This window comes from Pseudomonas sp. G3-19 (assembly GCF_054855875.1).
Genome location: NZ_JBMPIQ010000003.1, coordinates 1641020 through 1666951, shown reverse-complemented (window position 1 = coordinate 1666951; position 25932 = coordinate 1641020). Strand labels below are relative to the sequence as shown.

The window sequence follows — 25932 nt, the reverse complement described above, 5'->3', positions numbered from 1 at the left end:
CGACATGGATGTTCGTCAGTTCGCCTTCCTTGCAGGCCAGCCTTCTGCGGCCGTAAAAAACCGTGAGTCGTTTCTGGGCATGCCCAAGCGCGGGCTGGCGTTCCTGCTGGCGAACGTCATGTTCTGGCAACCGATGTTGGCGCAGGCCGACGGCATTGTCGTGGCCAACCCGAACACCGCGCTGGATCGTGCCGGTAACGGTGTGCCGATCATCAACATCGCCACGCCCAACGGCAGCGGGCTGTCGCATAACCAGTTCCACGATTACAACGTCGGCGCGCAGGGCGTCATCCTCAACAACGGCTCGACGCAAACCTCGAACACCCAGTTGGCCGGGCACATCATCGGCAACCCGAACCTGAAAAACAGCGGCTCGGCGCAAGCCATTCTCAACGAAGTCATCAGCGGCAACCCGAGCCAGTTGCGCGGTTACACCGAGGTGGCGGGGCAGTCGGCGCGAGTGATTGTCGCCAACCCGTATGGCATCACCTGTAATGGTTGCGGCTTCATCAACGCGCCGCGCGTGACGCTGACCACCGGCAAACCGGTGCTGGATGGCGCGGGGCGGCTGGATCGTTTTCAGGTTGATCAGGGTTCTGTGGCCATCGAAGGCGCCGGCCTTAACGCGACCAACGTCGACCGCTTCGAAATCATCACCCGTAGCGCCAAAATCAACGCTGAGCTCCAGGCGCAGAACCTGACCATCGTTGCCGGGCGCAACGACGTCAACGCGCAGACCTTGAACGCCACGGCCCGCGCCGATGATGGCAGCGCCAAGCCGCAACTGGCGATTGACTCTTCGGCGCTGGGCGGCATGTATGCCGGGGCGATCAAACTGGTCGGCACCGAGGCCGGGGTCGGAGTGAGGCTCGACGGTAAACTGATCGCCAGCGGTGGCGATATTCAGCTTGATGCCAATGGTCAATTGAGCCTGGTTGATACCTCGGCCACTGGCGCGGTCAACGTCAAGGCGGCCAGCCTCGATGCGCGTGGGCCGGTGTATGCCGGCACAGCATTGAACGTGCAGACCCAGGGCAATCTGACCAACCGACAAACCCTCGCGGCCCGCGACAGTATTGCCCTGAGTGCCGGTGGGCAATTGACCAACGGCGGTGTCATCGAAGCCGGGGTCAACGCCGACGGCGGGCGCAACGGCAACGGTGATCTGAACCTGAGTGCGCAGGGCCTCGACAACACTGGCAAGAGTCTGGTGGCCAGCCGCAGTCTCACTGTCAGCACTGCGCAAACCCTGAGCAACCAGGGCGGCACCCTCAGCGGACAAACCACGGCGATCACGGCGGGCACGCTGGACAACCGCAACAGCGGCCGCGTGCTCGGCAATGCGACGCTGAACGTCACCGCCAATCAGCTATTCAACACTCAAGGGGTGATCCATAGCTCGGGCAATCTGACCAGTAGTTTCGGTCAGCTGGACAACAGCAACGGCGAGTTTTCCAGCAGCGGCGTCACCCGGCTCAACGCGGCAACGGTGAACAACCGCAGCGGTCAGATCCTCGGCGATCTGGGGCTGAATATCGACCTCAGCGGCGCGCTGGACAACCGTGACGGCGTGCTCGGCTCCGGCCAGTGGGTGAGTCTGCAGGCGGCCAGCCTGGATAACCGCGATGGCGGTGTGCTGGTCAGCGACGGTAGCCTGGCCGTGCGTCTGCGCGGCGCACTCGACAACCGCAACAAAGGCGAGATCACCGCCAAGGGCGCCATCGATGCGCAAGCCGGCAGCCTCGACAACCGCGACGGCAAAGTCATCGGCAAAACCACACTGGCACTGCGCAGCGATACGGCAGACAACCGCACAGGCGTGATCCAGGCTGATCAGCAACTGACGCTCAACGTCGATCGCCTGGACAACCGCGACAAAGGCCAGATCACCGGCAAGTCCGGTATCGCTTACGCCGGTACACGTCTGGACAACAGCGGCGGACTCATCAGTGCGGTCGGTCCAGTCAGCCTCAACGCGGGCGAAGTGCAAAACGCCGCAGGTCGGATCTCCAGCCAAGGTGATCTGACTGCGGCCATCGGGTTGCTGCAACAGCAGGGTGGTGCGCTGGTCGCTCAGGGCAATCTGAGCCTGACCGGCAAGACGCTCGACAACCGCAATGGCGGTCTGGTCGGCACCACAAAAGCGCTGAGCCTGATTGTCGACGACATCGACAACCGCAACGGCGAAATCTCCAGCAGTCTGCTGTTGAACATCAAGGGCCAGCGCCTGGACAACAGCGACAGCGGCAAGCTGCTGGCCGGCACCGAGCTGGGCCTCGCCGTGGCGAAACTGATCAACCTGAATCAAGGCCTGATCAACGCCAAGGGCGCAACCACGCTGACCGGCGGCAGCCTGGATAACAGCGGCGGTCGCTTCAACAGTCTCAACGGTCTGGTGATTACCCTCGACGATGCCTTGATCAACGCGCAGGGCACTATCAGCAGCGAGGGCACGCTGACGGCCAATCTTGGCCGGTTCGACAACAGCGCCGGTAGCCTGAGCACAGCCAGCGTATTGTCGGTAACCAGTCGTGGCGCGGTGCTCAATCGGGCGGGTTCGATCAACACCGACAGCTCCTTGACCCTGACCAGCGCCAGCCTCGATAACAGCCAGAAAGGTTTGATCAGCGCCAAAGGCGCCAGTCATGTCGATACCGGTGACTTCGATAACAGCCTGAGCGGCAAACTCACCAGTGAAGCGTCTCTGACGCTCAAGGCCGCTCAGGTCAACAACGCCACTGGCCGGATTGCTAGCCAGCAAGCGTTGAACGTATCGGTCACCGGGCTGGATCAGCAGGGTGGCGAGCTGTTCAGCAAATCCGACCTGACCCTTGATTTGAACCACGGCCAATTGAACAACCAGAACGGTCTGATCAACGCGCCCGGCACGCTGCTGCTGAAAAACCTCAATGGCGTGAACAACCAGAGCGGCGAGATCTCCAGCCAGCAAGCATTCACCCTCGGCGCCAATGAGCTGGACAACAGCAACGGCAAGCTGATCAGCCAGCAAGGGCTGACGCTGCGCATTGCTCAAGCCCTGAATAACCTCAAAGGTGTTATTTCTGCGGCGGCACTCGACAGCCATTCCGTGAGCCTCGACAACCAGGATGGCTTGATCAGCAGTCGTGGCCCCCTGGTGCTGACCACCGACAAGACCTTGAACAACCAGTCCGGCACACTCATCGCCGACGGTGAACTGACGCTGACCGCTGATACGCTGATCAACCAGCAGGGCAGCATTGCCGGCAAGTCCGATGCCAGTGTTCAGGTCAAAAACCTGAACAACCAGAACGGTAAACTGATCGCCACCGGTATGCTCAAACTGAGCGCCGAGACCCTCGACAACCGCCAGGGTGGCTTGCTCGGTTCGACCAAGGCGATGACCCTGACGGTCGCTGAGCTGGACAACCGTGGCGGCGAAATCTCCACCAACAGCGATCTGCTGCTGACCGGTAAAAAACTCGATAACAGCGATGGCGGCAAGGTCTTCACCAGCCAGGCACTGACGCTCACGGTCGATCAGTTGTTAAACCGCAACAAAGGCCTGATCGACACGGGCACGCTGCTGAAGCTGCAAGGTCGTACGCTGGACAACAGCAGCGGTGAATTGCTCAGCCAGCAGGACATGCTGCTGAACCTCAGCGGCGACTTCACCAACCACCTCGGCAAAGTCAGCAGCGAAGGCGCGCTGACCGTCAATACTGCGCAACTAAGCAATACCGGTGGCAGCCTGTCCAGCGCTGCAGATCTCATCCTCGACAGCACTGGCAAGGTCGATAACCAGGGCGGGCGGATCGTCACCGATGGCGCCCTCGTGCTGAAAAGTACCGGCCTGGATAACCGGCAGAAGGGCACGCTCAGCGGCAAAGGCGCGGTCACGGTCACGACCGGTGACTTCGATAACAGCAGCGGTTCGCTGAGCAGCGCCGACACGCTCGATCTCGTCGCCGGCCAGGTGACCAACAGCGATGCCGGCAGCATCGGCAGCCAGGGCGTACTCACCGCGTCGGTGACCGGCTTCGATCAACAGGGCGGCAAGCTGCTCAGCAACACGCGCCTTAGCCTGGACCTGAACCACGGCCAGTTGAACAACATCAACGGCGTGATCAGCGCGCCCGGCACTCTGCTGCTAAAGCAACTCAACGGCGTCAACAACCAGGGCGGCACGATCTCCAGCACTGAAGCGTTCACCCTGACCGCGCAAAGCCTGGACAACAGCAACGGCAAACTCCTGAGCAATCAGGGCCTGACCCTGCGCATTGCCAACGCGCTGGATAACGTCAAGGGCCTGATCGGCGCGGCGTCGATTGATGGGCGGGCAGGCAGCCTGAACAACAGCGGTGGCAGCCTGGTCAGCCGTGGCGATCTTGAACTTACGGTCGATGGCCTGTTGCGCAACGCTGCCAGCGGCCTGATCAGTGCCGCGCAGGCGCTGAACATCGGCAGCGCCGATCTGAACAACCAGAGCGGCACGCTGCTGGGTGTCAGCGCGGTCACGCTCAATGCGATGGCGCTGAACAACCGCGACAAGGGGTTGATCAACAGCAAGGGCAACCTGACGCTGACCGCGACCAGTCTCGACTCCAGCAATGGCGGTGAAGTCTCCGCCGCGGGTGACATCGATCTGACCCTGACTTCGTTGACCCAGAACGGCGGCCGCCTGTTGGGCGACCAAGCCGTCACGCTGGAGCTGGCCAACGGTGACCTCGATAACCAGAACGGCCTGCTCACCGCCAAAGGCCCGCTGACCCTCAAGCGTCTGCGCGACCTGAACAACCAGCGCGGTGAGATCTCCAGCAACTTGAGTTTCGACGTCATCGCTCGTGCCGTGAATAACAACGCCGGCAAGTTGATCAGCGGCGAAAAACTCTTGCTGCGTGGCACCTCGATCACCAACCAGAAAGGCTTGCTGTCCGGCTGGCAAGAGTTGAGCGTCAGCGGCAACAGCCTCGACAACCGCGACAGCGGCACACTCTCGAGCAAGCTCGGCGATGTCGCGGTCGATCTCAAAGACGCGTTGCTCAACAGCGGTGCCGGTGCGCTGGTCGCCGAAGGCAGCCTGACCGTCAAGGCCGGCAGCCTCGATAACAGCAACAAAGGTATTTTGAGCAGCGGAGCAGGGCAGCTCCTCACGCTGAACGGGGCGCTGACCAACGTCGGCGGCGCGATCAATGCGCAGCAGGCGATCACCGCCACGGTTTCGCGACTGGACAACAGTGGTGGCCAGATCGCCAGCAACGACGCGATCACCCTCAACCTCAGCGGCGACCTCAACAACAACGGTGGCCGACTGGCTGGCGCGGGCCCCGTGCTGATCAAGGGCGTGACTGATCTGAGCAACCAGAACGGCCAACTCGCCAGCCAGAAGAATCTGAACCTGTCGACCGGCACGCTGGACAACAGCAACAAGGGCACCATCGCCGCCAATGATCTGCTACAGATCACCGCCAGCGGCGCAGTGCGCAACAACGCTGACGGTTTGATCTACAGCCAGAACTCCGCGCTGCAACTGAAGGCGGCGAGCCTGAACAACGGCAAGGGTGCGCTGCAAAGCGAAAACGGCCTGACCCTGGATATCAGCGGCGGCCTCGACAACCAGAGCGGCAAGGTCATCGCACAAAACGGTGATGTGAGCATCAACGCCGCCAATATCGATAACCGTGGCGGGACTCTGTCCAGCATCAAGGGCGCGCTCGAAGCGCGCACGGTAGGTGTGCTGCGCAATGGCTACGACCTCAACAACAACCGTCAGGGCGGCATCATTCAGGCACAGGGTCTGAAGCTGTCGGCACTGGCCGGGCTGGACAACAACGGCGGGCGAATCTCCGCGCAAGCGACAGACGCGAACATCACCACCGCCGGATTCGATAACCGCAACGGTGTGCTTTATGCCAAAGGTCTGGTGAGCGTCAGCGGCACCAACCTGGACAACGGTGCCGGGCAAATTGCCGGTGAGCGCATCGACTTCGGCCTCAGCGGCGCGCTGAGCAACGTTGCGGGCGTCATTGAAAGCAACACGCAACTCGCCGTCAGGGCGGCCAGCGTCAACAACCAGAATGGTCGTCTGCGTTCGCTGGGCAACTGGGGCAAGACCGATTTGCAGATCGGCGGCCAACTCGACAACCGTAACGGCGTGCTGGAAACCGCCAACACCGACATGACCGTCAACGTCGGCAGCTTCCTCAATGACGGCGGGCAACTCAACCACGTCGGCCGCGGCAAGTTCGAAATTTCCACGGTCAATGTGATCGGTGCGGGTGGCAGCATCACCACCGGTGGGTTGCTGGAACTCAATGCTGATACCTGGAACAACTCCAGCGTGATTCAGGCCGGAACCTTGAACGTCAATGTCCGGCAATTCAGCCAGAGTGCCAACGGCAAGTTGCTCGCCTCGGATGTATTACAGCTGCGGGGCGGCAACTGGACCAACGACGGCTTGATCGCCAGTGATGGCTTGATCGATATGCAGTTGAGCGGCGGCTACAGCGGCAATGGCCGGCTGTCGAGTCAGCGCGGCACTTACCTCTCTGCAGCACAGATGAACATCGGCGCGGGCGGCAGTTTTGCTGCGGGTGCGACCTCGACCATCAGTGTGGGTGGGGCACTCATCAACGCCGGGCGCATCACTTCCAGTGAAGACCTGACCGTCAATGCCGGTAGTGTGACCAACTACGGCACCCTCGGTGCGGCGCAGAACCTGAACATCAACACACCTTCGTTGCTCAATGATCGCGGGCTGATTTTCAGCGGCAACGACATGACGCTCAGTGTGGGCAATCTGACCAACCAGCACGGTGATTTCTACGGGTTGGGGAATGTGACCATCAAGGGTTACGGCGGCGCCGCGCGGGCTGCTGGGGTCTACAACATCTCCGGGTCAATGGAGAGCGGTGGCGGGTTCGCGATCAATGCCGATGTTTTCGAGAACCGTACCGAAGGCCCGGTGATGTCGGGTGATCGGAAGCTGATCTCGGGGTTTATTGCAGGCAGCTGTGGCGACTGCGTCGGGGATAACTACAGCCTGTTTATCGCTGCTCGCGAGACCTATCAAAGCACTGACAGCGATAGCACCCAATCTGCGGTGATCAATGCCGGTAAGGATTTCGTGTTCCAGGGCGGTACGTTTCTCAACAGCAAAAGTACGGTGGCAGCGAGTGGCAATATCAATATCACCGCTGACAGTCTCAAGAACATTGGTGCAAAAACCGGAACCATCGAAGTTACCCGCTATTACTCCTTCGGCTTGACCGATGGAGGAACCGAGCGGTTTTTCAACAACGTTGTGATGCCTTACAACCAACGGAACAATCCGGATTTTCCAACTGTTTATTACGTTGCTCCACAGGACGAGATCCGCAAAGCGAAACCCGAATCGACCGAGTTCTCTCAGGGTGGAGAACTTGGACAATACTTCGAATGGGTCGCGCTTTTAGACTCCGTAACGGGCGAAGACGTCAGTGCGCGCAAGTATGGGGCAGGCCTGTCCGGGCTCAAGTATGGCTTCGAAAAAGCAACGCATTCGCTATACGACCCGAATAACCTGGTAGCACTGCCGAGCCAGCTGAGTCAGCTCACCCCGGACAGAACAACAGAGGTCGCCGTCGACAGCACGGGTGCCACAAGCACCGTTACCGGTCGCAACGCAGTTATCCAGGCAGGCGGCAATGTCTCGATCACGGCCGCCAAAACCCTGGAAAACAGCGTTATCCATCAGGACTACGGTTCCACTGGTGGCACCAATAAAGTTGCCGATACCAAAGTCAGCAGCAGCACCGCCATCATCCGCATCAACAGCCAACTGCCGCCGGACCTCGCCCAGCAGCAAGTCAACCCGCTGTCCCTGCCTGGCTTCTCCCTGCCAACCGGGGAAAACGGTCTGTTCCGCTTGAGCGGTCAGGGCGCCGCTGATACCGCGCCAGTCGCCGCGACCGGCCCGGCGCCAACCTGGACCGTAGGTGGGCAAACCGTCACTACCGAGGCACACGTAGTAGCCGGAAGCAGTGGTGGCCCGCGCAACCTTTTCGTTGACGCCCCGCCTGCAGTCTCCGACAGCACACGCGCAGTGGATACGTTCCACCGCACCCCGAGCATCGTGCAGGCCGTCGCCAGCACGGTCGACGTCAACGTGCCGGTGAAACCCGCCGGCCCGGGCATGAAAGACCGCGGCAACGACGCCATGGAGTCGATCGACACCCGTCCGGTGACCCGCGTCACCGGTCTGCCGGACACCAAGGCGCCGTCCAACGCGCACAAATACCTGATCGAAACCAACCCGGTGCTGACCGACCTCAAGTCGTTCATGAGCTCCGACTACCTGCTGGAAAAACTCGGCTACGACCCTGACCAGAGCGCCAAGCGTCTCGGCGACGGCCTCTACGAACAACGCCTGATCCAGCAAGCCGTGACCGCCCGCACCGGCCAGGCGTTCATCGACGGCCAGACCTCCAACGAGGGCATGTTCAAGTACCTGATGAACAACGCCATCGCCAGCAAGGACGCCCTCAACCTGTCGGTAGGCGTCGGCCTCACCTCGCAACAAGTCGCCGCGCTGACCCACGACATCGTCTGGCTCGAAGAACACGAAGTGAATGGCGAAAAAGTGCTGGTGCCGGTGGTTTATCTGGCGCAGGCCAATGGCCGTCTGGGTCCGACCGGGGCGCTGATTGCCGGTAATGATGTGACGCTGATTGCCGGTGAAAACCTGGATAACGTCGGGACGTTGAAGGCGACGAATAATCTGTCGGCGACGGCGGGCAAGGATCTGGTCAACAGTGGCGTGATCGAGGCGGGCAACCGACTGGATCTGTTGGCGACCAACAATATCGTCAACAAGTCTGGCGGGATCATCACCGGGCGCGACGTGAACCTGACGACTCGCACCGGGGATGTGATCAACGAACGCACCATCACCTCCTCCGACAACAGCACCCGCTTCGGCACCCAGCATCATGACTATGCCGATAACGCGGCGCGGATCGAGGCGGCCAATGACCTGACCGTCAAAGCGGCCAACGACATCAACATCACCGGTGGCGTGATGAAAAGCGGCCAGGACATGGTCCTGAACGCCGGGCGCGACATTAACGTGTCGTCGGTGCAAGTCACCAACAGCGTGTTCCATGACGATCGGCACAACAGCAGCGACATCACCCAACTGGGTGCTGACATTGATGCTGGACGTGACTTCAAGGCTGATGCCAAACGCGATATCAGTGTTATCGCGAGTCAGATTGACGCCAAGCGCGACGTGGCGATGTCAGCCACTGACAACATCCTGATCAGCTCAGCGGCGGATGAAGAACATTCCCTGTCCAAGAGCAAGAAACTGACTCGTCAGGAAGACCATGTCAGCCAGGTCATGTCCGGCATCACGGCGGGAGGCGATGTCAGACTTGATGCAGGTAAAGACCTCAGTGTGGCATCCAGCAGGGTTACCGCTGGTGACGAAGCCTATCTGGTCGCGGGGGATAATCTCCAGATTCTGGCGTTGCAGGATTCCGACTATTCGCTTTACGACAAAAAGAAAAAGGGCAGCTTCGGTAAGCTCAAAATGAAGCGGGACGAGGTGACCGATATCAAGCATATCGGCTCCGAGATCAAGGCTGGCGGCGATCTGACGCTGTCCAGCAAAGGCGATCAGCTCTACCAGGTTGCCAAGCTGGAAAGTGGAAACAACATCACGCTGGACAGCGGTGGAGCGATTACGTTTGAAGGGGTCAAAGACCTCCATGACGAAAGCCATACCAAGACCAACAACAATGCCGCGTGGGTGTCGTCCAAAGGTCGCGGTAATACCGATGAAACCCTGCGTCAGACCCAGATGATTGCCAAGGGCAACATCGTCATCAAAGCGGTCGATGGCCTGAAGATCGACATCAAGGATGTCAACCAGCAGTCCGTCAGCCAGACCATCGATGCGATGGTCAAGGCTGATCCGCAGTTGGCGTGGTTGAAGGATGCCGAGGCGCGTGGGGATGTTGATTGGCGGCTGGTGAAGGAGATTCACGAGTCGTTCAAGTACGAGAACTCGGGAGTTGGTCCGGCAGCACAAATCGCAATTGCGATCATGATGTCGTTCGTGATGGGCCCCGGAGGATTGGCCTTGGTCAGCGGCGGTGCCGGCGGTGTAATTGCCACCTCTCTGGCGACCACCGCCGTGACCAGCACGATCAACAACAAGGGCAACCTGGGCGCTGCTTTCAAGGAGACGTTCAGCGCTGACAGCCTCAAGAGTGCGGCCATCGCCGGCTTTACGGCCGGCGTGCTGAACTACGCGGACGCGAATTGGTTTGCGGGTGGAACCAGCAAAACAGCAAATATCCTGACCAGCAGTAACTTTACCGATGTCGCTATCCGCACGACCGGTCGCGCGATTATCTCCAGCGGCGTTTCGACGGCCATTGGTGGTGGAAGTTTTGGTGATAGTTTTGGTGCTGCATTGCTGGGGGAAGCAAGCAGTGTCGCTATGGCGACCGGGTTTAATTTTGTTGGCGACAACACACTCAAGTTTCCCGAAGGCAGCGTAGAAAAAGTTGTAGCACATGCGTTGATGGGTGGATTGATTTCCCAGGTACTGGGTGGGGATTTTGCTACGGGTGCAGCTTCCGCTGGTCTGAACGAAGCCGCGATGAACGTTCTTGTGAAGTTCGCGGGCGGCAACGATCAGATGCAGGTGATGCTGTCGCAGCTGACGGGCGTGTTAGCGGCTGCCGCAGTGGATGGAAACACCCAGCTAGGGGCCGCCATCGCCGGGAGTGCGACGACCTATAACTACCTCTATCACCGTGAGGTGAAAGAGATGCTGGCCGAAATGGACAGCAAATCCACTGATGAGGAAAAGCTGGCGGTCAGAGACAAATACGAAGCACTGGACAAACAACGAGAGTTGGAGCGTGACGCAGTTTGTAAAACCTCACCGGACACTTGCCGCAAGATCGCAAATGACCTGGCCAGCGATGATGAAAAATTTTCTGACTTGATCAAGGACTTGAGGACCGAGGGACGTGGTGGAGATGCCGCTTGGGTAGGTTCTGTTCAAGGAGGGAATCTAAACTCCGCTGGTTCAATGGCTTCTGTTGTGAATGCACAGGAAGGCGGTTTCTTTGCAAAATTGGGCGCTGTGGTTTTCGAGATGGGCGCCGGAATCTTTCCTGGGAGGACTGCCGGGAAAAGCACGAATACAATAAAGAGCCCGGACGAAAAAGGTACCATTCCTGAAAATATGAGCCCTCCTGGGGCTGGTCGAGGAGGTGCATTTAATGAAGCGAAACGTCAAGCGGGCATTCCGACAAGTCAGCAGCCTAGCCGGGTTATTCAGAGCGTTGACAAACGAGGTGACCCGCAGCCTGGAAAAATCTATGAATTTGAGGTTCCCGCTTCAGGAGGCGGTACGCGGATAGTGAGAGTCCGCGATGATGCTGCTGGGCATGATTATGGAGATGGGGATCCACAAAATCGGGGGCCTCATTTCAACGACGAAGCCGGGAATCACTATGACTACTGAAATTCAAATCTTAAGAACATCTGATATTTCTCTTCCCAATGAGGTATTCAACCTGCATGAAGATAACAAACATGGTGACCTGAAGTTGTCGGCGGCTAGTCTTACGGTGTCAGAAAAGTCTTATGAAGCATCGGTAGTAGTCTTGGATTTTATTTGTAAATCTGCTGTTAAAAATATGCCGGAATATGCATTCTGGCTGCTCTTAGGTAATTCGGCTTGGCAACCAAACACGAGACTTGTTAGGTACCTGGGATTATGGGGTGGGTTGAAATCACGAGGAATCGAAATGCCCCAGGGTACTCGTTCGGTAGAACGTATCGTTGAGCGTGATGGGAAGTTAAGGTTTTTTGGAGCTGTGTGTTTGTCCGATTTTTCGGATCGTAAATCAATAGAGATTCTTTTAACTGAACGATGTTCTTATATCGCTATTTTACCCAAGGATTTTGACATAGAGTGCGTCTTGGATCTAGGTTGGTGCGGCGGGCTCTCTGAAGACCAGACGCTGTGTGCGTATGTAGGTGAGCGAAAAGGACTGCTGATAATGCGGGTTGGTGAATTTGATGATCCTGATAACGGGTTTGTGTCAGTTGGGGAACAAGGCGTACTGAACGATCTGCTGAACTAGTAAAAGGGACGGTAAAAGTCACAGACTCGTTTTTTGGTAGGAAAGGTCACAGATCTAACCGAAAACGAGGTAAATGGGGACAGACCACGTTTAGAAAGCACTCCGAAAATGTGGTCTGTCCCCGTTGACCCGTTAACCCCCTCGTTCAACCCTATTCCTAAAGGGGATTGGGAACAGCATATTAAAAATATTAACCCGGGCGGAGTGTCGATCTTTGATAAGTTGAAGGGGTTGAAGTAATGGGTGTGACTAGGATTTTAGACTCGGAAGGTGAGCTGCTTAATATTCTTCATGACTTTAATGCACTTGAGTGGAGAAAGTATGGGCAACGTAATCCAGAGGTCTGGATGGGTGATCATTTTGAAAGAGAGGATCGTTCGAGATTTCCTCCATATATAGCTTTTCGATTTGAAAAAGAAAATGAATATGTTATCTCTATTTTGAATGAGGTGATTGGTTCATATAATGGCTTGATTTCTTGGGTGCTGACAGGTTGTGAGCGTTATGCGTCCTCTGGCATGAATTGGGTAGTTGAGCCTGCATATATTAAGGAAGTAGAGGCTAAAGCCAAATCTTTAGGGTGCTCTTCTGAAAGCTATCTTGCCAAGTATGAGCCTGAGTTTGGCTCTATTGCCTTTGAAGACTTGGTTGGGTTAACTGAGTATATTCGTAAAAAATTCTCAGAATTGAATATCTCTAGCCAATGAACTGTAGAAGTCTTGGCTTGTATTGGCACTTCCGACACCGGCCTGGCGCCGGTGTTTTTGCACCCGATCTGCACCCTTTTTTCTATCTATTTACATCTTTTTTGCTCCCAAGTGCATCCTTTCAGGACTCAAGTTGCACCCCTTTTGCACCCCCCTGACTACCTATGGTCTACCTCTCGTCCGCTTAATGAGGCGGACCCAAAAATAGGTAAATGGGGACAGACCACGTTTAGAAAGCGCTCCGAAAATGTGGTCTGTCCCCGTTAACCCAGAGAATGTAATAAGTGGAACGGCTTAGGGAGCTGCACCCAAAGTGGACGCTGAGAGAACGGTATGAGGACAGACCTTCCAAGACGTCAATCAAACCTCTCATCCGCCTAATGAGGTGGACCCAAAAATACCTTCGTTGATCACGGATAGAATTGCGGACAAAGCCGCTACGAACTCTGGCAAGCTTTATCCAAATGGAAATATGAAAGATGCCCACGCTGAAATCGGAGTGATTTAGCAAGCGTATAGCGCTGGTAAAACCACCGGAGCGGATATGTCCATGACCGTCGCTGGAAAGGATGTATGCGGATTCTGCAAAGGCGACACAGCCGCTGCCGCAGAAAAGGCTGAGTTGAAATCTTTAACCGTAAGCGCTATAGATGATAAAACAGGACTGCCGAAAAACTACTACTGGGAGCCAGGTATGAAGTCCATTAAGGAGAAGAAATAGATGGTAATCGGAGGGTGTACTCTTAGTCCTGAGCACGGTAGATTGCAAATTCCTCTTGTTCATCAGCCGACTATGGAAGATGTTGAATCCATTATATTTGAGTATAGTAAATTCGATGGCGTCATTTCGTTGTCTGTTACCCCTGTTCCTGAAACTGGGCCTTACGAAATTAATCTTTATGCTGATTCTGGAAACTATCTTCTGATGTTGAATCAATACCTGGATGATGGGGGACACGTCGTGCGTACCCTTAATAATACGTCAGCTGGAACCAAGCGGATTGACGTTCTGGGTGATTGCTATCAGGCCAGTTTGACTACAAGAGATATAGGAGTTGTTATTTCTTGTTTTCAAGAATTTTTAAGTTCTGGTAATGTGAGCTCATTAGTGCTAAGTGTTTAGAGTGAGAGTGTGCAAGTAGAGTAAGAGTTAGGTGTGGAGCTGCTATGCAGATCGTCAATTCATCCGTGAGGATTGGGTGGAAGACAAAAAAGTGGCGAATTTATTAAAAAAGGGGCAGATTTATTTTATTTAATAAATCTGCCCCCTTTTTTAATTTGTGAATTTTAATGCTGCGTCGTCAAAAAATAATCTTCGAATGATCGATTTGTTGAATCAGGCAGCACAGGAGAATAGTTCGTTTAAATAGGTACTAAGCATATGACTTCAATGATACCGTCTATGACAATTGAGCTTCTTCGACGGCTCACCGGCAAGCCCGTCTCCAAGCTTGTTAGGTATAGCTGGTGGCCTGCCTCGGAAGTTTCTGTGCAGTGTGGTATCGAGGATGAATTAGCCTTCTCATTAACTGCCGGACCCTTAGCTGTCTATTTTGAGGATGGCGTAATTCTTGGCTTTTCTAGTGATCCTTCTCTGAATAGTGTCATCGTTTGGGATGAAGCAGCGAGGGTTGCGGGTCAAGGTCCGGCCTCTTTGGAAGTGATGAGTGAACTGTTCGCTATCTCTGAGTCTGGAAGGTTCTCTACTGTTTTTTGGAGGCGATTGATCGGCCGTTGTGTAAGCAATGTAACGATACTTAAGCGTATGCACATGAGTGCGATAGAGAGCCAGCGCCCTAGTGAAGTAGGCTTGCGTTTTATTTTTTCAGACGGCAAGAGTTTTGTAGTATCCCATGGGTTACATGACAAATCTGATGATTTTTCAGTGCTAGAGGAAGCTCAGTTGAAGGGAGTTGAGTTGGAGGAAGTCTCGATAAACTAACGGTGCAAAAGAGTGGGCTAGCCTTACGCCGAAACCACCGTTGGCTGGTACTTCAGGGGGTAAATCGTAAGTAATGGGGACAGACCGCGTTTAGAAAGCACACCGAACATGTGTGCTGTCCCCGTTAATCCTGTTTGGCCGGAGAGAAAGTGATGTCTTTAAATATAGATTGGCAGCCAGGTTTTGGCGAAATAATTACGTGGTTTGCCATGGATAAAAACGGATTTGTAGCCGTTATGGTAAATAACTGTTTTGGAAAACTTCCCATGATTTTACTGCAAGTGTCGGAGTTAGAGGGGAAGCTTGACCGATTAAATGAGTATATGTGGGAAGAATCGTCGGGGGTTGTCAGTTATCCAGAAAACAAAAGAGGACTTGCAATCCTTGATTTGTATTCAGTCTGTAGATTTGGGAGCGATAAGTCTCGTGAAGAGGTCGAGTCAGTAATTGCGGAGAGATCTGCATTTGATAAAAAGTTATCAGAGTGCTCAATTCCTTCGATAAAGGGTTTTTACGTTTATCATGCAGTGGAGGGTAGTATTCAAGGTGAGGATTATCCTGTTGGGTATAGTGGGAAAACTGAAATGGGTGATTATTTCCGCTACCTAATGCCAACTGTGTATGCGAATATTGATGATTTCCCCGAGGAGCTTAGAGGGGGGGGTGGTCGTGTCGGATGTATTGGATTTTACGTCTGATCAGATTGCAAGAAGTTGTGAGGTGGATTTGTTTTTTAATCGGCTTTATAGTTGACTTTATGACAATTTAAAGGTGGTGGATCAATATCCGATAGAGGTTGTGAGTGTGGCTAAAAGAGGGTGATAGTGAAAAATTTGTTTTTGAGTTTTTGATAAGGGTTTTAGGCCTGATTTTAAAAATCAATTCGCTCCCATTCTTTTGGTTATGATATTTATAGTTTGAGGTTGTTGAAGTGATTGACCTGGTTGCGCGTATAAGAAATGGGATTAAAATTGAGGGTATTATTTTTGAGAAATAGATCTGTCCCCATTTTTCAAACTGTGGTGAGTAAAAAGTGAAGCCCGAAAAAATAGGAGTGGGAACCTTCATTCGGGTTTCCATCCTCTGTTATCTGCTGTTTGTTGCAGTGGGTTTACTCTCCGTGTCGTTCGGAGCCATTTTCGTTTACCTGAAAGACGGAGTTTGGTTGTACAGTTATGCGAGCGTATGGCGTGTATTGAAAGGAGCTGGAGTCTACGCGATGGCGGCAGTCCTTTACCTGTTGATCAAAACGATCCACGGGATATGGAAAGCCAGGCAACAGAACAAGCCTGGTGGTTAGCCGCAATCCTCTCCATGTTGATCGGGTTGGAGTAAGATAAAGGTGACAAGTAAGGTGAAGGGAAAGGTAACAGATTTATTTTCGGCGGTAAAAGATCACAAATCTAACTGAAAAAGGTAAATGGGGGCAGACCACGTTTAGAAAGCACTCCGAAAATGTGGTCTGTCCCCGTTAACCTGTCTTGCAGGAAGCGTCACCTTTAGGGTGTATTTAGATAAAGCTACAGGGATGGTGACAAACTTCCACCCGAAGTAAAGGTAAGGTGCTTATGAAAGAATTGTTCGGTCAGCCACACGGTGAGTCAGATCCTTATTGGGCCGTTAAAGTGTATTTCGATAGAATGTATAATGATGGCTACTTCGTTGAAGCGGTTGGCTATATCGTTAAGAAGTGGGGTTTCAGTACGGATGGGGCGTACTGTAACTTCCCTGATGAAAATAGTCCATTTGATGAGGAGCATTTTGAAGGGGTTGAATTTGCTTATGGCTATCCGCCTAAAGATGAAGATACAGTTGTCGTGAGTGAGGCTGTTTGCTTTGAATACATTAGATTAGCTTGTGAGAAATATCTTCAACACCATCCTGAAGATACTGCGGAAGTAAAAGAGCTCTTGGATAAGATCTCTTTCTAGTTTCGGGAGTAAACGGGGACAGACCACGTTTAGAAAGCGTTTTGAAAATGTGGTCTGTCCCCGTAAACCGTTAATGTGGGAGGGAAATATATAGAAAAAGTATGGGTGCCAGATCCTAGTAATTCCAGAAAAGAAGCCTGGGTGCCGAAATTAATGACGTTATTAAAAAGTTTGTTGAGCTTTGCGATATGGCTATGGCCGCTTTTGGTGAAGAGCTAGAAATTTCATACGAGATGTCCTTGTTAAGTATTTTGAAATTTATAAAAAAACATCCTGACTATAAAGAAGATTTTATAGATAGATTTAAATTGATTTTAATGTCTAGGAGCTCGCCATTTGAAGTTGTGGCATTTTGTATGCGTGAGCTTCAGTGGCCCGAAATTAAAGAATTTGTAATTTTAAAGATGAATCCTTCTGAGGATCCTCGGACCGAGGCCCTGCGAAGCACATTAACCGCATATGACAAATTTTGGCCTGATGCCGATCTTTACAGTTACTATGGCGTGAAATAACTGACGAGTAAACGGGGACAGACCACGTTTGGAAAGCACTCCTAAAATGTGGTCTGTCCCCGTTAACCCCAGCAGATAAAGTCCTACGAGAAATTAGGTGTCAAGGTGATAAATACTTTGGATCAGCTCTTTTTGTATGGTGCAAGCAGAGGAGGGTTATAACCATGTCGTTATCGGCAATGATCATTTCATCAGAAAAGTTGAACACAGAAGACTTCAAAGAAATCATCTTGGCGCACGGTGGGTTCGTGAGTTCCGGCAAGCCCTTTCGGGGCGGCGTTAGCGAGGGCAATTCGGAAATCTGGCTGGCATTGCATTCAAAAGATGTTCTTGAAGAATTTTACGATGCCGAAGATCTGCAAGGGTGGCAGGATGTCTTGGAGGAGGAGCCGCAGGTAATGATTGAGCTTAACCTCGATCATACCGAGCATGCGAAGTTAATTTACTTGAAGGTTTTTTTGAGTTTTGCGGAAGCTTGGCCTTGTGTTTTAAATGACGTGGACGATTCTATTCTTTCCCACAGTTCAGTTTGTGAGAAATACAAGAACCTTCTGGGCGGGTTATAAGAGGAGTGTCGCGATACAGGGAGCACGTCGCCGCGGGTTCTGGTGACGTGGGTTATTGAGCCGTTCAATTACCCGTTGATGGTTCGTGAATCTTCGTGGGCTCAATTGTCAGTGTTGGGCCGTTGTAACGCTGGAACGGAGTGTCAAAAATTGGCCAAAATGCCATTGTTGTTTATGTTGTTTCTCATACTTTCAGGCTGCAACACCCATGTCAGAGACTCTTCCCCCAGTCTTTTAAAGGAGGGTGTCCAACTTCAGCAAAAAACGGTAACGCCAGATGCACAACACGCCAAAGTCATCATGAACTCGACAGGCTACACATACCCTGTCGAGTTCTCGGTTCGCCGGGCTTCAGATCGCGATCAACGAATGGAAGTGCTGGGTACTGTGGTGGATTCCGGGCGAGGCAAGGTGTTCGGCTGGATCGCCAAGCTTAACGAAGCGGCCAATAGCGCCACGTTCAAGCACTTCCCTCAGCTGGAAACTCAAGCCAATGCTGACGAACCCTTTGAGGTATCGGGGCGTTCCAACGGCATGGGCACCGGCAATACATACAGCTGCGGGCCGCTGATCAGTACCTTTACGCCGGAACGAAGCAAGGTCTACCTGGTGGAGTTTCAGTTTGTCGGGCAGGGTTGCGAGCAGCATGTTTACGATGTTAGCCGGCCGGATCAAAGTGTTCTCATCGGAGCCCCACCCGTTTGAAATTAACCATTGATTTCCCTGACAACCTGATCACTGATGATTTGCTCAAAAAGCGACGGATTCCGTGCCTTTGCAAAGTTTCAACGCAATTCGAAATCTCCTTCTCGGATACAGTTCCTGAATCGTCCGGGGATCGTATCTGGCTGGAATTGTGAGGAGCTGGAACGACATGCGGTCGCCGGGGCGGGTGGTCAATACACCCACTATGCCAATAGTCTGATTACCTTGAGCAAAATTGGCGAAGGCCTTTACCAGATCATTGATCTTGAAATGTTTTGCCCAAGTTTTGGTTGGTGCGCCGTTTTCCGAGATGGACAATATGCGCCTGCCGGAAATTTTTGGGACGATGAGTCCACGTAAAACTAAAACGCCCCGAACTCTATCGGGGCGTTTTCATTTACCGGGCTGAACCGGCTAAGTGTTTATCGAAACGCCGGCACCACGTCCCTGATAAACAACTCCAACGACTTCTTCTTCTCCGCATGCGGCAAGCTGTTATCACACCAGAAACTGAACTCATCCACCCCCAGTTCCTGGTAATACTTGATCCGCGGAATAATCTCTTCCGGCGTACCAATCATCGCCGTCTTGTGCAGGCTCTCCAGCTCAAACTCTGGACGCCCGGCGAACTTCTCTTCCGGGCTCGGGGCGAGGAAGCCGTTGACCGGTACTTCCTTATTGCCGAACCACGCATCGAAGGTGCGGTAGAAACGCGAGATCGCCTTGGCGCCAACTTTCCAGCCTTCTGGGTCGTCAGCCGAGTGCACGTGGGTGTGGCGCAGCACCATCAGTTGTGGACGCGGGACGTTGGGGTTGTTGTCGAGTGCGGTCTGGAATTTGTTCTTCAGGTCGACGACTTCTTCGTCACCTTTCATCAATGGCGTGACCATCACGTTGCAGCCGTTGGCCACGGCGAAGTTGTGCGAATCCGGATCGCGGGCGGCGATCCACATCGGTGGGTTAGGCTTCTGAATCGGCTTCGGCACGCTGGTGGAGGTGGGGAATTTCCAGATGTCGCCGTCGTGGGCGTAGTCGCCTTGCCACAGGGCGCGGACCACCGGGACCATTTCGCGCAGGGCCTGACCGCCGCTGGAGGCGGGCATGCCGCCGGCCATGCGATCGAATTCGACCTGATAGGCGCCACGGGCCAGGCCGACTTCCATGCGTCCGTTGCTGATGACGTCGAGCAGCGCGCATTCACCGGCCACCCGCAGCGGGTGCCAGAACGGCGCGATGATGGTGCCGGCGCCGAGGTGGATGGTGGTGGTTTTGGCGGCGAGGTAGGCCAGCAGTGGCATCGGGCTCGGCGAGATGGTGTATTCCATCGCGTGATGTTCGCCGATCCACACGGTGCTGAAACCGCCGGCCTCGGCCATCAGGGTCAGTTCGGTCAGGTCTTCGAACAGTTGGCGGTGGCTGACGCTTTCGTCCCAGCGTTCCATGTGGATGAACAGGGAAAATTTCATGACGCTTCCTCGGATCTTTTGTTGTTGAGGCTACAAAACTGTGTAGGAGGGGGCTTGCTCCCGAAGGCGCTGGATCAATCGACATCTCTGGTGGCTGACACATCGCCTTCGGGAGCAAGCCCCCTCCCACAGTGGATTTGTGTGGGGGTGAAATTTTGCTCAAGCCAGAACGGGCAGGGCGCCCATCTTGCCGTGGCAATACACCAGCGGCCCGGTGTGCTGCTCCGGGACGATCAGATTCTTCACCGCGCCGACCATGATCGCGTGGTCGCCGCCTTCATATTCGCGCCACAACTCACACTCGATGATAGCCGTCGCATTGGCCAGGATCGGGTTGCCCAGCTCGCTCAACGTCCACTCGATGCCCTGCGCCTTGTCCTTGCCTTTACGGGCGAAGGCATAGGCTTCGCTTTGCTGGCCGCCGGACAGGACGTGGATCGCGAAGCGCTTGTTCTTGATCAGCACAGGGTAGGAGTCGGAACTGTAGTTGGGGCAGAACAGCACCAGGGCCGGGTCCATCGACAGTGAACTGAAGGCGCTGGCGGTGAGGCCGACGATCTGGCCGTCATCGTCCAGCGTGGTGATGACGGTGACGCCGGACGGAAACGAGCCCATGACTTGTTTGTAGATGGCAGCATCGATCATTGGACGGTCCTCGGGTGTTGTGACGCGATTTTTATGTATTTGTTGGTCTGATGGTATACCAGTATTTTTTCTTTGCAAGAGCTTTTAGGCTGAACCGATAAACGTGGTGCTTTCGTCGGAAACTCAGCATTTATTGGGTTTCTGGCTGGCCTGCAGGCCGCAGAATCAGGGAGGATGGCGGATCAGGTAGCGCCGTAAACTACGGATCAGTCTTGTGAAATGTTTGGAATACCATAATATGGTCTGCATCTGAGGGGCGACCCAGAGTCCCCCCGGTTTGGCTTCATACAAAGATAAGAACAGACAAACTCGAGTTCATGAATATGTCCCAGATGTCCCGGCAAGATCCGTTGATCGAGAATCACACGGTCGACTACGTCCCACTCGCGGAACGCCACGGGAAGGCCCGCGACCTTTTCACTTTATGGTTCAGCACCAACATCGCGCCACTGCCCATCGTCACCGGCGCCATGGTGGTTCAGGTGTTCCATCTCGACTTGCTCTGGGGCCTGCTGGCGATTGCGCTGGGGCACCTGATCGGCGGCGTGGTGATCGCACTGGCTTCGGCGCAGGGGCCGCGCATGGGCATTCCGCAAATGGTTCAGAGTCGTGGCCAGTTCGGGCGTTACGGCGCACTGCTGATCGTGTTTTTTGCGGCGCTGATCTACATCGGCTTTTTCATTTCCAACATCGTGCTGGCCGGTAAGTCGATTGTCGGCATCGCACCTTCGGTACCGGCGCCGCTGAGCATTCTGATTGGCGCACTGGCGGCCACGGCGATTGGCGTGATCGGCTACAACTTCATCCACACGCTCAACCGCATCGGCACTTGGGTGATGGGCAGTGCATTGCTCGCCGGTTTCATCTACATCTTCGCCCACGACTTGCCGGCAGACTTCCTGACGCGCGGCAGCTTCAACCTGTCGGGCTGGCTGGCGACGGTGTCGCTGGGGATCATCTGGCAGATCAGCTTCTCGCCGTACGTGTCCGATTATTCGCGTTACCTGCCGGCGGATATCGGCATCGCCAAACCGTTCTGGGCCACTTATCTGGGCGCGACGCTGGGGACGATTCTGTCGTTCAGCTTTGGCGCCGTGGCGGTGTTGGCGACGCCGGAAGGCACCGAGGCGATGGCCGCAGTCAAGCAGTCCACCGGGTGGCTGGGGCCGATTCTGATGGTGCTGTTCCTGCTCAACATCATCAGCCATAACGCGCTGAATCTGTACGGCGCGGTGCTGTCGATCATCACCTCGATCCAGACGTTCGCCAGTCAGTGGACGCCGAGCATCAAGGTGCGCGTGGCGTTGTCGAGTGTGGTGCTGGCGGGTTGCTGCGTGGTGGCGCTGGGTGCCTCGGCGAATTTCATTTCGCAGTTCATCGGGCTGATTCTGGCGTTGCTGCTGGTGTTGGTGCCGTGGGCGTCGATCAACCTGATCGACTTCTACCTGATCAAGCGCGGCAGCTATGACATCACCTCGATTTTTCGCGCGGACGGCGGCATTTACGGGCGCTTCAATCCGCACGCGATCATTGCCTATTTCATCGGGATCATTGTGCAGCTGCCATTCGCCAATACCTCGTTGTATGTCGGGCCGTACGCCAATCTGGTGGACGGTGCGGATCTGTCGTGGCTGTTCGGCCTGGTGGTGACGGTGCCGCTGTATTACTGCCTCGCCACACGTGGGCAGACCCAGAATCAACGTGGCGAGGGGATTTATCCCCGATCGGCTGCGAAGCAGTCGTGAAATCAGCGAGTGCGGGCCCCTTTGAGATGTAAAGGGGGCCGCTTCGCGCCCCATCGGGGATGAATCCCCTCACCACAAGTGATCCTCGCCCAGCCTCCGCATTCCAGTGGTCATTCAAATTGGCCATTTCGATCCCCTTTTGGCCCATCCCCCACTGTGCCGCGACTCCGCGGTCGGCAAGAATCAAACCACAACAAAACGCTGGACTTTGCTTGCCCTTGGCTACCTTTACAGCCGCTGCCGTGTACAGAACATAAAAACCATCGATCTCACGTCGCATTCCGGGGAAACAACCATGGTCACGATGAAACGCATTCTGGGTGCCACCGTGTGTGGGCTGACGCTGCTGGCCAGCGCGGTACACGCCGAACAGCGCGAGCTGCGGGTCTACAACTGGGCGGATTACATCCTGCCGTCGGTGCCCAAGGATTTCGCCGCGAAAACCGGCATCAAAGTGACCTGGGACACCTTCGACACCAACGAATCGCTGGAGGCCAAGTTGCTCACCGGCAACTCCGGCTACGACCTGGTGGTGCCGTCGAACCAGTTCATCGACACTCAGATCAAGGCCGGGGTGTTCCAGAAACTCGACAAGTCAAAACTGCCGAACTGGAGTCATCAGGATCCGGCGCTGCTCAAACTGCTCGACGCCAATGACCCTGGCAACCAGTACGGCGTGCCCTACATGTACGGCACAGTGCTGATCGGTTTCAACCCGGCCAAAGTCAAGGCAGCGCTCGGCGACAACGCGCCGGTGGACAGCTGGGATCTGGTGTTCAAGCCGGAGAACATGGAGAAGCTCAAATCCTGCGGCGTGGCGATGCTCGACTCGCCGTCGGAAATTCTGCCGCTGGCCCTGCATTACCTCGGCCTCGACCCGAACAGCCAGAACCCGGCCGACTATGAAAAGGCCAAGGACCTGATGCTGAAGATTCGTCCTTACGTGACCTACTTCAACTCGGCCAAGTACATGACCGACATCGCCAATGGCGACATCTGCGTGGCCATCGGTTACTCCGGCAGCTTCTACCAGTTCGGCAACCGCGCGAAAGAGGCGGGCAACGGTGTGGTGGTTGACTGGCGTTTGCCGAAGGAGGGCGCGCCGATCTGGTTCGATACTTTCGCGATTCCGAAGAGCGCGAAGAACGTCGAAGAGGCGCATGAATTCCTCAACACCTTGCTCGATCCGAAAGTCATTGCGCCGATCAGCGACTTCCTCGGCTACCCGAACGTGAACAAGGACTCGATGCCGCTGGTGAATAAAGACATCACCGGCAACCCAAACCTGACGCCAACGCCTGAGGCCCTGAAAACCCTCTATGTCGTCCAGCCACTACCGCAAAAACTCGAACGGGTACGCACGCGGGTGTGGACCAGCATCAAGTCCGACAAGTAGCCGCACACCCTCTGGAGGAGTGAGCCTGCTCGCAAAGGCGCCGGACCAGGCAACATGGATGCTGAATGTGCCGGCCCCTTCGTGAGCAAGCCCACTCCCACCCTTTGATCTCGGCCAGCTCCGGATCCTCCATCCACTGACTATCACCTGTGGGAGCGGGCTTGCTCGCGAAGGCGTCGGGTCAGCCGACACCTTTATTGAATGTCGCACCGCATTGTGAGCAGGCTCACTCCTACAGGTTTTGTGGCGCGTTTTTACTCATCACCAGACTCAACACCACCGACCCCAGAATCACCCCGCCGACCACCGCCAGTGACCATTCCACCGGCATATGAAACCAAGGCATCAGCGTCATCTTGCCGCCGATGAACACCAGCACAATTGCCAGTCCGTACTTGAGCAAATGAAAGCGGTCAGCCATGTCTGCCAGCAGGAAGTACAGCGCACGCAGGCCCATGATCGCGAAGATGTTCGAGGTGAACACGATGAACGGATCGGTGGTGACGGCGAAGATCGCCGGGATGCTGTCGACCGCGAACATCAGGTCGCTGGCCTCGATCAGCACCAGCACGAGGAACATCGGCGTGGCCCAGCGCACGCCGTTCTGCAGCACAAAAAAGCGCTCGCCATGAAAGCCCTGCGTGATCCGCATGTGCCCGCGCACCCAGCGCAGCAGCGGGTTTTTTTCGAGGTCCGGTTGTTGCTCGGCGAACATCAGCATCTTGATCCCGGTAATGATCAGGAACACCCCGAAGGCATACAACAGCCACTCGAACTGCGACACCAGCCACACCCCGGCGAAGATCATCGCCGCGCGCATCACGATCGCCCCGAGTACGCCGTACAGCAGCACCCGGCGCTGCAATTCCGGTGGCACGGCGAAGTAGCTGAAGATCATCACGAAGACGAACATGTTGTCGATCGACAGTGACTGCTCGATCAGATAACCGGTGAGGAATTCCAGCGTCTTGCGTTGGGCAATTTCGGCGCCGAACTCGCCGTTCAAGTACCACCAGAGCAACCCGGCGAAGGCCAAGGCCAGTGCGCACCAGGCGATCACCCAACAGGATGCTTCCCGCACTGAAACGCGGTGTGCCTTGCGTCCGCCGAAGACGAACAGGTCCAGTGCAAGCATGGCGAGGACGAAGACGATAAACGCGCCCCACATCCACGGTTCGCCGATATTGATATTGTCAGTGGGCATGGCAATCTCCCTGTCTTTTATGTCGTTGGAGGCAGACCGTGACATGCTAGCGAGGAGTGAATGCCAAGGAAAAATCGTATATTCCTCAGGTAAAGTTCGATAAAAACGAAGTGTCTGGCGTTTTTTGCGGCAGGCATCTTTGCAATGGCAAGCGGCATTGATGCGTTTATACGAGAGAAATTTCAGTGCGAGTTAATTTAGAAGGCAGAGTTGCCAAACACTGCGGGCAGGCACTTACCCGTTTGGCATTGATGCGTGTTTGCGAATGACTTTCCTATTTTGGAGGATTTTAAAGAGGACCCGTCGCCAGCAGTTCTAATATGCCCTTTACTTTGTAAGATGTTCCACTGGACTCTATTTGAAAATCAAATTCTGCGTATATCGATTCCTTTATGTTGTCTCGCTTAAGTTTGATTTCGCCCTCGTCACTCGAAATGATCCCTCCAGCGGAAATGACGTTGGCACGCACAAGGCTTTTGTCATCTTTCTTAATCAGATATGTGCCGCTTTCGAGCTTCTGATCAATGATGATAGTAATCTGGTAGAAATCGTCCGCTGTGTGATATCGGCCGATGACACTGACTGTGCCGGGAAACAAGGAAGCATAAATAAACAGATTCGGTTCGAAAATCGGAATGGACGGAAAATCAGGATTGAATTTGGCGTTGTAGTATTTGCCAACGGGTTGTTGCTTTACTTCGATGGGTAATGGCTTCAAGTTTTCATCGACGCCATGTTGTTTAAGCAGAATGTCATTGCTCATGGTTGCGTTCCTTCAGTGCTCAACGGTTTCAGGGATTTTCCAAATGGAAGTCCATCGAGCGAGAACGTTACTCGCCGTCCTGTTCGACCGCTACTGTCAGAACTGTCAGTTGCCAGTTAGGGGAGAGTGTGTTGGCAGGGTTGTATTGATGCAGAGATGAGTGACAGGGCAAGGCAGCCGAAAGCGGATTGAGACCCTTTCGAGCCTCAATCCAACCCACCT

17 protein-coding genes and 1 pseudogene are annotated in these 25932 nt (G+C 54.7%); 14 read left to right on the top strand and 4 right to left on the bottom strand.

Annotated elements, in window-relative coordinates; all coding sequences use genetic code 11:
• Positions 1-4: 4 nt before the first annotated feature.
• The 12 genes and pseudogenes from ACOYXI_RS07475 to ACOYXI_RS07420 all read left to right on the top strand — a co-directional run bounded on the left by ACOYXI_RS07475 (position 5) and on the right by ACOYXI_RS07420 (position 18851).
• A complete protein-coding gene (locus ACOYXI_RS07475) occupies positions 5-11503 on the top strand; it encodes a two-partner secretion domain-containing protein (RefSeq protein WP_461674640.1) in 11499 nt (3832 codons plus the stop codon).
• A complete protein-coding gene (locus ACOYXI_RS07470; protein ID WP_461674639.1) occupies positions 11493-12128 on the top strand; it encodes a hypothetical protein in 636 nt (211 codons plus the stop codon). The genes ACOYXI_RS07475 and ACOYXI_RS07470 overlap by 11 nt, the downstream gene beginning before the upstream one ends.
• 239 nt (positions 12129-12367) lie before the next feature.
• Positions 12368-12835 (top strand): hypothetical protein, encoded by a 468-nt coding sequence (locus ACOYXI_RS07465; RefSeq protein ID WP_183780425.1) that lies wholly within the window; start codon positions 12368-12370, stop codon positions 12833-12835.
• Positions 12836-13184: 349 nt separating this feature from the next.
• Positions 13185-13556, top strand: a pseudogene (locus ACOYXI_RS07460) (cytidine deaminase-like fold-containing protein); the annotation flags it as partial.
• The gene (locus tag ACOYXI_RS07455) at positions 13557-13958 is read left to right on the top strand and encodes a DUF6911 family protein (protein ID WP_461674638.1); all 402 of its coding nucleotides are present in this window, start codon (positions 13557-13559) and stop codon (positions 13956-13958) included.
• 279 nt (positions 13959-14237) lie between these two features.
• Positions 14238-14777, top strand: a complete 540-nt coding sequence (locus ACOYXI_RS07450) for a hypothetical protein (protein ID WP_461674637.1) — start codon at positions 14238-14240, stop codon at positions 14775-14777.
• 152 nt (positions 14778-14929) lie between these two features.
• The gene (locus tag ACOYXI_RS07445; protein WP_461674636.1) at positions 14930-15475 is read left to right on the top strand and encodes a hypothetical protein; all 546 of its coding nucleotides are present in this window, start codon (positions 14930-14932) and stop codon (positions 15473-15475) included.
• Between the two features lie 870 nt (positions 15476-16345).
• Positions 16346-16708, top strand: a complete 363-nt coding sequence (gene cdiI / locus ACOYXI_RS07440; RefSeq protein WP_461674635.1) for a ribonuclease toxin immunity protein CdiI — start codon at positions 16346-16348, stop codon at positions 16706-16708.
• A gap of 188 nt (positions 16709-16896) precedes the next feature.
• On the top strand, positions 16897-17220 hold the full coding sequence (locus tag ACOYXI_RS07435) for a hypothetical protein (protein ID WP_461674634.1): 324 nt from the start codon (positions 16897-16899) through the stop codon (positions 17218-17220).
• 164 nt (positions 17221-17384) lie between these two features.
• Positions 17385-17786, top strand: coding sequence for a hypothetical protein (locus ACOYXI_RS07430; RefSeq protein WP_461674633.1), 402 nt, complete (start codon positions 17385-17387; stop codon positions 17784-17786).
• Between the two features lie 159 nt (positions 17787-17945).
• Positions 17946-18491, top strand: coding sequence for a hypothetical protein (locus tag ACOYXI_RS07425; protein WP_461675557.1), 546 nt, complete (start codon positions 17946-17948; stop codon positions 18489-18491).
• Positions 18492-18527: 36 nt separating this feature from the next.
• Positions 18528-18851 (top strand): hypothetical protein, encoded by a 324-nt coding sequence (locus tag ACOYXI_RS07420; protein WP_461674632.1) that lies wholly within the window; start codon positions 18528-18530, stop codon positions 18849-18851.
• Between the two features lie 62 nt (positions 18852-18913).
• Here the strand turns inward: ACOYXI_RS07420 and ACOYXI_RS07415 are convergent, their stop codons facing one another.
• Together ACOYXI_RS07415 and ACOYXI_RS07410 are read right to left on the bottom strand one after the other, a co-directional pair.
• Positions 18914-19957 carry an LLM class flavin-dependent oxidoreductase gene (locus ACOYXI_RS07415; RefSeq protein ID WP_226499109.1) on the bottom strand — a complete coding sequence of 348 codons (1044 nt, stop codon included), beginning with the start codon at positions 19955-19957 and terminating at the stop codon, positions 18914-18916.
• A 159-nt stretch (positions 19958-20116) separates the two neighbouring features.
• The gene (locus ACOYXI_RS07410; protein WP_003225754.1) at positions 20117-20602 is read right to left on the bottom strand and encodes a flavin reductase family protein; all 486 of its coding nucleotides are present in this window, start codon (positions 20600-20602) and stop codon (positions 20117-20119) included.
• A 323-nt stretch (positions 20603-20925) separates the two neighbouring features.
• Between ACOYXI_RS07410 and ACOYXI_RS07405 the strand changes: the two genes are divergently transcribed.
• Both ACOYXI_RS07405 and ACOYXI_RS07400 read left to right on the top strand, forming a co-directional pair.
• A complete protein-coding gene (locus tag ACOYXI_RS07405; RefSeq protein ID WP_461674631.1) occupies positions 20926-22347 on the top strand; it encodes a purine-cytosine permease family protein in 1422 nt (473 codons plus the stop codon).
• A gap of 295 nt (positions 22348-22642) precedes the next feature.
• Positions 22643-23743: a polyamine ABC transporter substrate-binding protein gene (locus tag ACOYXI_RS07400; protein WP_047598364.1), complete on the top strand. Its 1101-nt coding sequence runs from the start codon at positions 22643-22645 to the stop codon at positions 23741-23743.
• 232 nt (positions 23744-23975) lie between these two features.
• Here the strand turns inward: ACOYXI_RS07400 and ACOYXI_RS07395 are convergent, their stop codons facing one another.
• Together ACOYXI_RS07395 and ACOYXI_RS07390 are read right to left on the bottom strand one after the other, a co-directional pair.
• Complete coding sequence (locus ACOYXI_RS07395) at positions 23976-24947, bottom strand: TerC family protein (protein WP_461674630.1); 972 nt, start codon at positions 24945-24947, stop codon at positions 23976-23978.
• Between the two features lie 289 nt (positions 24948-25236).
• On the bottom strand, positions 25237-25710 hold the full coding sequence (locus ACOYXI_RS07390; protein ID WP_134786617.1) for a hypothetical protein: 474 nt from the start codon (positions 25708-25710) through the stop codon (positions 25237-25239).
• Between the last annotated feature and the right edge of the window lie 222 nt (positions 25711-25932).

Coding starts and splice junctions, on each gene's coding strand:
- ACOYXI_RS07395 (WP_461674630.1), bottom strand. CDS start 24,947: ATGCCCACTGACAATATCAATATCGGCGAACCGTGGATGTGGGGCGCG.
- ACOYXI_RS07435 (WP_461674634.1), top strand. CDS start 16,897: ATGGCTATGGCCGCTTTTGGTGAAGAGCTAGAAATTTCATACGAGATG.
- ACOYXI_RS07455 (WP_461674638.1), top strand. CDS start 13,557: ATGGTAATCGGAGGGTGTACTCTTAGTCCTGAGCACGGTAGATTGCAA.
- ACOYXI_RS07420 (WP_461674632.1), top strand. CDS start 18,528: ATGATTTGCTCAAAAAGCGACGGATTCCGTGCCTTTGCAAAGTTTCAA.
- ACOYXI_RS07415 (WP_226499109.1), bottom strand. CDS start 19,957: ATGAAATTTTCCCTGTTCATCCACATGGAACGCTGGGACGAAAGCGTC.
- cdiI (WP_461674635.1), top strand. CDS start 16,346: ATGAAAGAATTGTTCGGTCAGCCACACGGTGAGTCAGATCCTTATTGG.
- ACOYXI_RS07450 (WP_461674637.1), top strand. CDS start 14,238: ATGACAATTGAGCTTCTTCGACGGCTCACCGGCAAGCCCGTCTCCAAG.
- ACOYXI_RS07400 (WP_047598364.1), top strand. CDS start 22,643: ATGGTCACGATGAAACGCATTCTGGGTGCCACCGTGTGTGGGCTGACG.
- ACOYXI_RS07430 (WP_461674633.1), top strand. CDS start 17,385: ATGTCGTTATCGGCAATGATCATTTCATCAGAAAAGTTGAACACAGAA.
- ACOYXI_RS07470 (WP_461674639.1), top strand. CDS start 11,493: ATGACTACTGAAATTCAAATCTTAAGAACATCTGATATTTCTCTTCCC.
- ACOYXI_RS07445 (WP_461674636.1), top strand. CDS start 14,930: ATGTCTTTAAATATAGATTGGCAGCCAGGTTTTGGCGAAATAATTACG.
- ACOYXI_RS07465 (WP_183780425.1), top strand. CDS start 12,368: ATGGGTGTGACTAGGATTTTAGACTCGGAAGGTGAGCTGCTTAATATT.
- ACOYXI_RS07405 (WP_461674631.1), top strand. CDS start 20,926: ATGTCCCAGATGTCCCGGCAAGATCCGTTGATCGAGAATCACACGGTC.
- ACOYXI_RS07390 (WP_134786617.1), bottom strand. CDS start 25,710: ATGAGCAATGACATTCTGCTTAAACAACATGGCGTCGATGAAAACTTG.
- ACOYXI_RS07410 (WP_003225754.1), bottom strand. CDS start 20,602: ATGATCGATGCTGCCATCTACAAACAAGTCATGGGCTCGTTTCCGTCC.
- ACOYXI_RS07425 (WP_461675557.1), top strand. CDS start 17,946: ATGCCATTGTTGTTTATGTTGTTTCTCATACTTTCAGGCTGCAACACC.
- ACOYXI_RS07475 (WP_461674640.1), top strand. CDS start 5: ATGGATGTTCGTCAGTTCGCCTTCCTTGCAGGCCAGCCTTCTGCGGCC.